Here is a 9,162-nt window from a genome sequence, read left to right on the forward strand (position 1 = left end):
CTTTTAGATGGAAGACTGCGTATTGATAATAATGATTCGGAGCGTAGTATAAAACCATTTGCAGTTGGCAGAAAAAATTGGATGTTCTGTGCAACAACTAAGGGTGCTAAAGCTAGTGCAAATATTTATAGTATTATTGAAACTTGCAAAGTAAATAAGATTAATCCTTATGATTATTTAAAATATTTGCTGAATCATATTCATGATTATTCTGATCCAAAAGAGTTAGTAAATTTACTTCCATATAATATTGATAAAAAAATATCATCAAATTAAATTTTTTTTAGAATTATCAAAAAACTTAAGAAACCCAAAGAAAGGCGGATAATACTTGTCAAGATGGGGATATTTTAGCGTTTACTTATTAATATCATAAATTTTTGGTGAATAACTCCTATCTATGTAATCATTTGGAATATGTAGCAATAAATCTCTATAATTTTTAATTCCTAATTTTATAAAAAGTTTTGCTCTTTTATCTCCAACATTTAAAATGCTAGAAATATCTTTTTTGAGAAAACTTATAAAATCATTATGCACTTTACTCACTCAATATTAAATCCTGTTGCAGCTTGTTTATTGTATCTCTTAATTTAGCAGCTTTTTCAAATTCTAAATTTTTTGCAGCTTCAATCATTTCTTTTTTTAACTTAGATATCTCATTCTCTGCAGTTTCAAAATTTATTGTTTTATCATTATTAGTTAATGGTTGATCTAAATCCATTTTTACTGAGCCAAGTAAATTATTGGTACTTTTCTTAATAGTAGTTGGCACAATATTGTTGTTTTTATTATATTGCTCTTGAATTTTTCTCCTTCTAGAAGTTTCATCTAAAGCCTTTTTTATAGAATTAGTAATTTTATCAGCATATAAAATTACTCGTCCTTCATCATTCCTTGCAGCACGTCCAATAGTTTGAATTAAAGAAGTTTCTGAACGTAAAAAACCTTCTTTATCTGCATCTAGTATACATACTAAAGAACATTCTGGAATATCAAGCCCTTCTCTTAGCAAATTTACTCCAACCAAAACGTCATATTTTCCTTCTCTCAATTCTTGAATAATCTGAACTCTTTCTAGGGTTTTTATATCTGAATGCATATAGACAGCTTTCACATTAACTTCATTGAGATAATCTGTTAAATCTTCTGCCATTCTTTTCGTTAATGTAGTAACCAACACTCTTTTATCATTTTTAGCTAAAATTTTGCATTCCCCAATTAAATCATCAACTTGTGTCTCGCAACTCCTTACTTCGCATATTGGATCTAAAAGACCAGTTGGCCTTATAATCTGTTCTACAAATTTTCCAGATGTATATCCTAATTCTTTAGATCCAGGAGTAGCTGAAACAAAAATTGATTGCGGCCGCATCAGATCCCATTCTTCATACTTAAGTGGCCTATTATCCAGTGCAGATGGCAATCTAAATCCATGCTCAACAAGCGTTTTCTTTCTTCCTCTATCTCCATTATACATACCTCCAATTTGTGGAACTGTTACGTGACTTTCATCTACAAATAAAAGTGCATCTTTAGGTAAATATTCAAATAATGTAGGTGGTGGCTCACCTTTTTTGCGACCAGATAAATATCTTGAATAATTCTCAATACCTTTGCAAGAACTTGTTTCCATTATCATTTCTATATCAAAATTTGTTCTTTGAGCAATTCGCTGTGATTCAACAACCATATTACTTAACTTAAATTCTTCTACACGTTCAGAAAGCTCATCTTGAATCAAATTTACTGCTTGTTCAAGAGTTGGCCTAGGTGTAACATAATGACTATTTGCAAATATAATAATATCATTTAAATTTTTAGTTTTTTCTCCTGTTAAATAATCAAATTCGTAAATTTTTTCAACTTCATCATCCCAAAATGAAATTCTCCAAGCTCTATCTTGATAATGTGATGGAAAAATATCTATATTTTCACCTCTAACTCTAAATCCACCTCTGGAAAAATCCAAATCCATTCTTTGATATTGCAATTCAACTAGTTTTTGCATTACATCCCTTCTAGAATAGGTCTTACCTTTTTCTAACTTAAACGACATTTGCAAATATAGTTCTGGAGCTCCTAACCCATAAATACAAGAAACAGATGCGACTACAATTACATCTCTTCTTTCAAGCAAAGCTCTGGTCGCAGAGTGCCTAAGCAAATCAATTTGCTCATTAATTTGAGCATCTTTCTCAATATAACTATCTGATTGCGGAATATATGCCTCAGGTTGATAGTAATCATAATATGACACAAAATATTCAACAGCATTATTTGGGAAAAAATTTTTCATCTCACTATATAATTGAGCAGCCAAAGTTTTATTATGCGCTATAATAAGCGCAGGTCTTTGACATTTTTCAATAATATTAGCCATAGTAAAAGTTTTCCCAGAACCAGTCACACCTAACAACACTTGATTTCTTTTACCTTGATGAATGCCTGTTAAAAGCTCTTTAACAGCTTTAATTTGGTCACCTTCTAAATTATATTCACTACTTATATTAAATTTTGTCATTATAAATAAATTTTGGTATAATTATTGCTGTAATTTTAAAAAACACTAAAACTTATAATTATGTCTAGTATGGTAAATGCTATCAATAATGTTGTTAATCCACAAGAGAATAGTTATGAAGCCAAAGCACTTGAACAAGCTCAAAAGCCAGTTAAAAAAGTAGAAGACGAATTAATACTGTCTAGCAAAACAATTTCTGGATTAGGACAATGGAAAACTCTTCTTGAAAATTTGAAAGATACTGTAAGTGAATTTAGTACTGCTAGATTTGGTTCTAATAACATATTTGATAGAAAAAAGGTAGTAGGAGATTATGACAAGTATGCCACCATTAGAGCAACACCTGGAACAAAAAATCAACAGATTTCCTTTGAAATAATTTCCCTTGCAGAAGGTCAAATAATTCAAACTAACGATGCTTTTAAACCTGATGACAAGATAGCTGAGAAATTAAATCTAAATTCAAATAACAAAAAAGAAGTTACATTTACAATTTTAGATAACGGATTAAAAAGCGAAAATGTAGAAGCAGATTTTAAAGTCGCAGAAGGAAAAATGTTTTCCCCAGGAAAATTTACTATTGGTACCAGCGCTGAAATAGAAATTAAAGCTGGAGATACACTTGAAGATATTGTTAAAAAAATCAATAACATCACAAGAGAATTTGGTGAGGCACAAAATCCCCATATAATTACCACAATAGAAAAAGATAGTAATGGCAAAAAATACATTTGGATACGCTCTGATGAAAAGCATCATGGAATTCAAAATAAATTTGAAATTTCTGGAGATGCTATTAAAGGCATTTTTGAACAAAAAAACAATGAAATTAAAGTTGATTTTGACGAAAATACTAAAGTTAGAAACTTTGTATCACAGCTTAGACAAAGTGCAAAAAAAGCAAACATTGAAGTTTCTTATAACCCTCAATCAAATTCATCCGGTCAAATAAAAGGAAGAATATCATTAAAATCACTCCTAACTGGAGTAGGAAATGAAATTAAAATAAGCTCTAACTTTAAGAGCCTTTTTAATACAGATTCACCTTTGCAGCAACCAAAAGATTCTGCAATAAAAGTAGACAAAGAAATAATAAATTCAAAAACAAATGAAATTAAAACAGAACGCCTAACTATTGAATTAAAAGATGATCCAACTAGAAAAGAATCAGCTAATGCTAAAGAAGAATTAGCTCAAGCTGAAGAAGAATTAGCTAATGCTAAAGAAGAATCAGCTAAAGCTGAAGAACCAACTAAAACTAAAATAGCTGAAGCTGAAACTAAAATAGCTCAAGCTAAAACTAAAATAGCTCAAGCTGATTCAAAAATAACTAAAGCTGAAGCTGAAAATCAAATTTTCAATCTTTCTATTGAGAACAATACTGAAGGTTTGGTTGAAAAATTTGAAAGACTTGCTAAAGTATATAATGAATTTTCAACATTTGTATTAACCCACTCATTAGAAGTTGAAGATCCTGAAACATATTCTAAACCTGCAGATATATCTTCACTATATAATTTTAAAGGGGAATTAAACTCTATTACCGAACAAATATCTAAGTTATTTAACAAATTTGATAAACTTGCAGGATATAGAAGTAAAGAAGAAACATCTGATTTAGGAATTGAAATTAAATTTAGAGCCGATTACACTCACCCTCCCAGTGAAACAAAAAATGGAGAAGAACAAATTTACAAACCTGCTCATTACTATGAAATGGTTGTTGATAAAGAAAAATTGAAAAATGCTTTTGAAGAAAATTTTGAAGAATTTGTAGGCATTTTATCACAAACATTTGATTCTAAAAATATGGATTTTAAACCATATAACAATTATAAAAACTATGATTTTGAAACAAATGAAGTCAAAAATTTAGAATATGAAATTGATTATTCAGAAATCAAATATTTTAATAATGTTAGTAAAAATTCTCCTTCTGCAAATACTAAAATAAATGAAGATTTAAGCGAAAAAAGCTTTTTTTTAATTAAAGATTCTAAAATTTTTATTGATAAAGATACAACTTATTCATCTCTAGTAGATAAAATAAATAAATATTCTAGAGAAACAGGTATAAAAGCTTATCTTCTTTCAGATAACAAAATATTATCCACTAAAAATCCTAGTGGCTCAGAATTCAAAATTGCCTTAAGTTTGTTTGATGATAAAGAAATAAAAGATGAAAATGCACTTGAATATCAAAATGATTTAAGAAATAGTTTAGAACTATTTGACCCTAATAATGCACTTAAAGGACTATTTTCTAGTACAGCTAGTTCACTAGATATTGAGACAAAAAAAGATTTAGTTGATGGTAAAATTCCACAAATTACTATATATGACACATCAGATATAACAGCCATTCAAGCAAATTTAAATGATGATTCAATAGAAGAATTACCATCTTATCTAAAACTTTTAGATAAAAGTAAATTAGAATCAGGAGGTATAATAAGAATTCTTCCTAAAACTTTTAATGGTAATAAAAAAATAGACCTTGAAAATTTCGAAGTGGCTTATCTTTCAAGTGATTCAGGAAAAAGTATAATATCAGCTAAGCAAGGCATAGTTGATACCATCTCTAATTTAATCAATGAATATACAAAATTTGGTGGAGTAATTGATCGCTATACAGAACTTGAAGAACTAGATAAATCTTATAAAGAACATACACTAAGCTATGAAAAACAAGCCTACCAATATAAAAAGGCACAAATTGAAAGAGATTCTCATAAAATAAAAGCACAAGAAATAAAAACTAGAACTCACCAAGAGCTTCTTAAACAACTCAATAAACGTAACGATGAATTATGAGCAATTTACTATATTTATTAAATGAAAAAGATAACAAACAATCAAAAAAATCTTATATTTCATCAATTTCTAATATAACTAATGATAAACCTGTTAAAGAATATCAAAATGATATAGATATAAAAACATCCTATAAGATATATGTTCAATCAATTGAAAAAACAGTTGAACTACTTAAAGATATTATTAACATTCTTGAAGACCAAAATTTTGCAGAAAATTCAGAAATACTATCTGACTCTATTCATAAAAAAATTAGCATTATTGATTCTATTATTGCCGAATTTATAAAGCTTTTTAGTGTAATAAAAGATCATGATTTAAAAGAAATCTATAACCATCTCTACATGAAGTTTAATGGAATCGAAATCCAATTAAAACTTTGCTTTATAAAACAAGAAGCAAAATATGCAAAAAATTGCTTAAAATTATGTGAATATTTACTTAAAATATTTAAAACACTAGAACAACAAGCAATTGATCTAGTTAAATGATATAATAAGGTTAATAAATCTTAGAATTATATTAAGCACATTGATAATGAAATATATTATTGGTATTGGCACTAACCTAGGAAATAAAATTGAAAATATTAACCAAGCTTTAAATTATATAAAAGATAAAGTAGACATAATAAGAATTTCTAGCATATATAAATCTAAAGCTTTACTTAAACCTAATAGCCCTAAAAACTGGGACACGCCGTATTTTAACCTTGCAATTTTGATAATATATAACAATACTCCCTTAACTTTACTAAAATTACTTCAATCAATCGAATCAAATATGGGAAAAAGTAGAGGTCATTTAACATGGTCTCCAAGAATTATTGATTTAGATATATTGATAGCAGAAAACTTTACTTACCAAGATTCAAAATTACATATACCCCATCCAGAATTTTTAAATAGAGACTTTGCTTTGATACCCGCAACAGAAATTGCCCCTGATATAACCTATAAAAAAACATCTCAAACCCTAATCAGTATTAGCAATAAATTTAAAAATTCAAAATTAGAACTAGTAAAAAGTAGATAAATTTACTTCAATGCTTGACTTAAAGTTTAAATTATATAGAATCCATAGCATTAAACTACAAACTATTTGATAAGAGGTTTTTTGTGGCACGTATAGCAGGTGTTAATATTCCAACAGCTAAAAAGGTCGGCATAGCTTTGACGTACATATATGGCATAGGTAAACATAGGTCAAATGAAATATGTAAAAAAGCTAAAATTAATGAAGATTTAAGAGTTTCAAAGCTGACTGATGAAGAAATTAGAAAAATCAGAGAAACGATTGATTCTTCATATTCTGTAGAAGGCGATTTAAAAATGGAGGTTTCTCTCAATATAAAAAACCTTATTGATATAAAATCTTATAGAGGTATAAGGCATATTAGAAAATTACCTACTAGAGGTCAAAGAACGCATACAAATGCACGAACTCGAAAAGGTAAAGCTGTTGCGATAGCTGGAAAGAAAAAAGTCACTAAGTAAACAATAAAAAGCAAATAGCTAGTAATAAAATAAAAGTTATGAAAAAAAGTATTAATAAAAAAAAGAAAAATATTGCTGCTGGAGTAGCTCATATATCAGCAACGTTTAATAATACGATAGTAACTATAACTGATACTCAAGGTGCAGTTGTTGCTTGGTCTTCAGCAGGCAGCAATGGATTTAAAGGATCTAGAAAATCAACTCCATATGCCGCTCAAGTTACTGCCGAAAATGTTGCAAAAAAAGTAACTGAGTTCGGAATGAAAACTATTTCTGTAAAAATTCAAGGTCCAGGTACTGGTAGAGATTCTGCTGTAAGAGGATTAATCTCTTCTGGCCTTAACGTCACAACCATTAAAGACATTACACCAATTCCTCATAATGGCTGTAGGCCACCTAAAAGAAGAAGGGTTTAATAAAAAATTAATTAGATATTATATAAATGCAAGAAGAAATACAAGAAGCTAATATATCACTAAATTGGGTAAGTTTAATAAAACCAGCTAATTATAAAACTGAAAAAATAGATAAAAATTCTGCTGTATTCCATATTGAACCTCTTGAAAAAGGATTTGGAGTAACTTTAGGAAACTCTTTAAGAAGAATATTACTATCTTCTCTACAGGGAACGGCAATTTGTGCTGTAAAAATTTTAGGAGTAGAGCATGAATATTCAACTATTGATAACATAAAAGAAGACGTTGTTGAAATTATATTAAATTTAAAATCTATAATTATTAAGGGTAATACTGGCTTTAATAATAAAAAATTTACCTTAAATACATCTAAAAAAGGAGCTATAACAGCAGGTATGATTAATACAGTTGACGGTTTAGAGATAGTAAATCCAGACTTAGTTATTTGTACCACTACCAAAGATATAAAATTAGAAATGGAATTTATTATAACTTCCGGAAAAGGATATAAAGTTGCTAATGAGCACGATGAATTAGATTATGGCAATGACTTTATATCTATAGATTCGATATTCTCACCAATTAATAAATGTTCATTCAAAATTTCAAATAGTAGAGTAGGATCTAAAACAGAATATGATAAACTATCTTTAAAAATAGAAACTAATGGTTCAATTGAACCTGATTTAGCTCTTGCGCTTGCTGCAAAAATATTTCAAGAACAACTGCAAGTATTTATAAGCTTCAAAGAAGTTAAGGAAGTTGAAAAACCAAAAAAGAAAAAAATACCTTTTGATCCTAATTTACTTAAAAAAGTAAGTGATTTAGAGTTATCAGTTCGTTCACATAATTGTTTAAAGAATGATAATATAAATTATATAGGAGATTTAGTTGTAAGATCTGAATCACAAATGCTAAAAACACCTAATTTTGGTAGAAAATCTTTAAATGAAATTAAAGAATTGCTTGATCAAATGGGATTAAAATTTGGTATGGATATTGAAAATTGGCCACCTGAAAACATTCAGGAGCTTATTGAAGATTTTCTTGATGAAAATAAATAATATTTTTTGATATGATACATAAAAGAAACAAAAGAAAATTCTCTAGAAGAAGTGCTCATAGAACAAGTTTATTGAGAAACTTATCAAAATCTTTAATAAATTGTGAACAAATAACAACCACTTTACCTAAAGCAAAAAGTCTTAGAAGTGTTGTAGAGAAATTAATTACTATTGGTAAAAATAATTCTCTACATTCTAGAAGGCAATTAATATCAAAGTTAGGTGGAAGTTTAAAAGAAACTGATAAAATCCTTAATGTCTTATCACTTAGATATAAAGAAAGAAAAGGTGGTTATACTAGAGTTGTAAAAGCTGGCTATAGAAAAGGAGATTGCGCTCCTATGGCTATCATACAATTTGTATAGTACTTAAATTCCTAATCATTATTTTATTTGATAATTTTAGGGGTGAAAATCCTGTAAAATTTTTAATATAGAACTAAAAATATGCTACCATCTTATAATGGTATACTTAAACCATTAGCTTTTATATTTTTACATAAATATATGTAAGAATAATATAGAGTTAATTTTACTTTGTAAACGCTAAAATATCCCCATCTTGACAAGTATTATCCGCCTTTCTTTGGGTTTCTTAAGTTTTTTGATAATTCTAAAAAAAATTTAATTTGATGATATTTTTTTATCAATATTATATGGAAGTAAATTTACTAACTCTTTTGGATCAGAATAATCATGAATATGATTCAGCAAATATTTTAAATAATCATAAGGATTAATCTTATTTACTTTGCAAGTTTCAATAATACTATAAATATTTGCACTAGCTTTAGCACCCTTAGTTGTTGCACAGAACATCCAATTTTTTCTGCCAACTGCAAATGG

The 9,162-nt window shown here is 28.0% G+C and carries 11 protein-coding genes; 8 read left to right on the top strand and 3 right to left on the bottom strand.

Features of this window, described 5'->3' with window-relative positions:
* Positions 1-276: transposase domain-containing protein (locus EIC27_RS07890; RefSeq protein ID WP_153183752.1), on the top strand; the 276-nt coding region annotated here is incomplete at its 5' end.
* A gap of 81 nt (positions 277-357) precedes the next feature.
* Here the strand turns inward: EIC27_RS07890 and EIC27_RS04235 are convergent.
* A complete protein-coding gene (locus EIC27_RS04235) occupies positions 358-549 on the bottom strand; it encodes a hypothetical protein (RefSeq protein WP_126044883.1) in 192 nt (63 codons plus the stop codon).
* Positions 542-2,524: an excinuclease ABC subunit UvrB gene (gene uvrB, locus EIC27_RS04240; RefSeq protein WP_126044884.1), complete on the bottom strand. Its 1,983-nt coding sequence runs from the start codon at positions 2,522-2,524 to the stop codon at positions 542-544. The genes EIC27_RS04235 and uvrB overlap by 8 nt, the downstream gene beginning before the upstream one ends.
* A 69-nt stretch (positions 2,525-2,593) precedes the next feature.
* Here uvrB and EIC27_RS04245 point away from each other — a divergent pair, with 69 nt between their 5' ends.
* The 7 genes from EIC27_RS04245 to rplQ all read left to right on the top strand — a co-directional run bounded on the left by EIC27_RS04245 (position 2,594) and on the right by rplQ (position 8,682).
* Complete coding sequence (locus tag EIC27_RS04245) at positions 2,594-5,338, top strand: hypothetical protein (RefSeq protein ID WP_153183764.1); 2,745 nt, start codon at positions 2,594-2,596, stop codon at positions 5,336-5,338.
* Entirely contained in the window at positions 5,335-5,832 is a 498-nt protein-coding gene (locus EIC27_RS04250; protein ID WP_126044886.1) for a hypothetical protein, read from the top strand. The genes EIC27_RS04245 and EIC27_RS04250 overlap by 4 nt, the downstream gene beginning before the upstream one ends.
* 46 nt (positions 5,833-5,878) lie before the next feature.
* A complete protein-coding gene (gene folK / locus EIC27_RS04255) occupies positions 5,879-6,376 on the top strand; it encodes a 2-amino-4-hydroxy-6-hydroxymethyldihydropteridine diphosphokinase (protein ID WP_126044887.1) in 498 nt (165 codons plus the stop codon).
* Positions 6,377-6,459: 83 nt separating this feature from the next.
* Complete coding sequence (gene rpsM, locus EIC27_RS04260; RefSeq protein WP_126044888.1) at positions 6,460-6,837, top strand: 30S ribosomal protein S13; 378 nt, start codon at positions 6,460-6,462, stop codon at positions 6,835-6,837.
* A 38-nt stretch (positions 6,838-6,875) separates the two neighbouring features.
* Positions 6,876-7,253, top strand: coding sequence for a 30S ribosomal protein S11 (gene rpsK, locus EIC27_RS04265; RefSeq protein ID WP_126044889.1), 378 nt, complete (start codon positions 6,876-6,878; stop codon positions 7,251-7,253).
* 26 nt (positions 7,254-7,279) lie between these two features.
* A complete protein-coding gene (locus EIC27_RS04270; protein WP_126044890.1) occupies positions 7,280-8,317 on the top strand; it encodes a DNA-directed RNA polymerase subunit alpha in 1,038 nt (345 codons plus the stop codon).
* 11 nt (positions 8,318-8,328) lie between these two features.
* Positions 8,329-8,682: a 50S ribosomal protein L17 gene (gene rplQ, locus EIC27_RS04275; RefSeq protein ID WP_126044891.1), complete on the top strand. Its 354-nt coding sequence runs from the start codon at positions 8,329-8,331 to the stop codon at positions 8,680-8,682.
* A gap of 258 nt (positions 8,683-8,940) precedes the next feature.
* On the opposite strand, the gene EIC27_RS07895 is transcribed toward rplQ, so the two are convergent.
* A partial coding sequence (locus EIC27_RS07895) for a transposase domain-containing protein (RefSeq protein ID WP_205702332.1) occupies positions 8,941-9,162 on the bottom strand: 222 nt, incomplete at its 5' end.

Source organism: Candidatus Aquarickettsia rohweri (assembly GCF_003953955.1).
Lineage (GTDB): Bacteria > Pseudomonadota > Alphaproteobacteria > Rickettsiales > Midichloriaceae > Aquirickettsia > Aquirickettsia rohweri.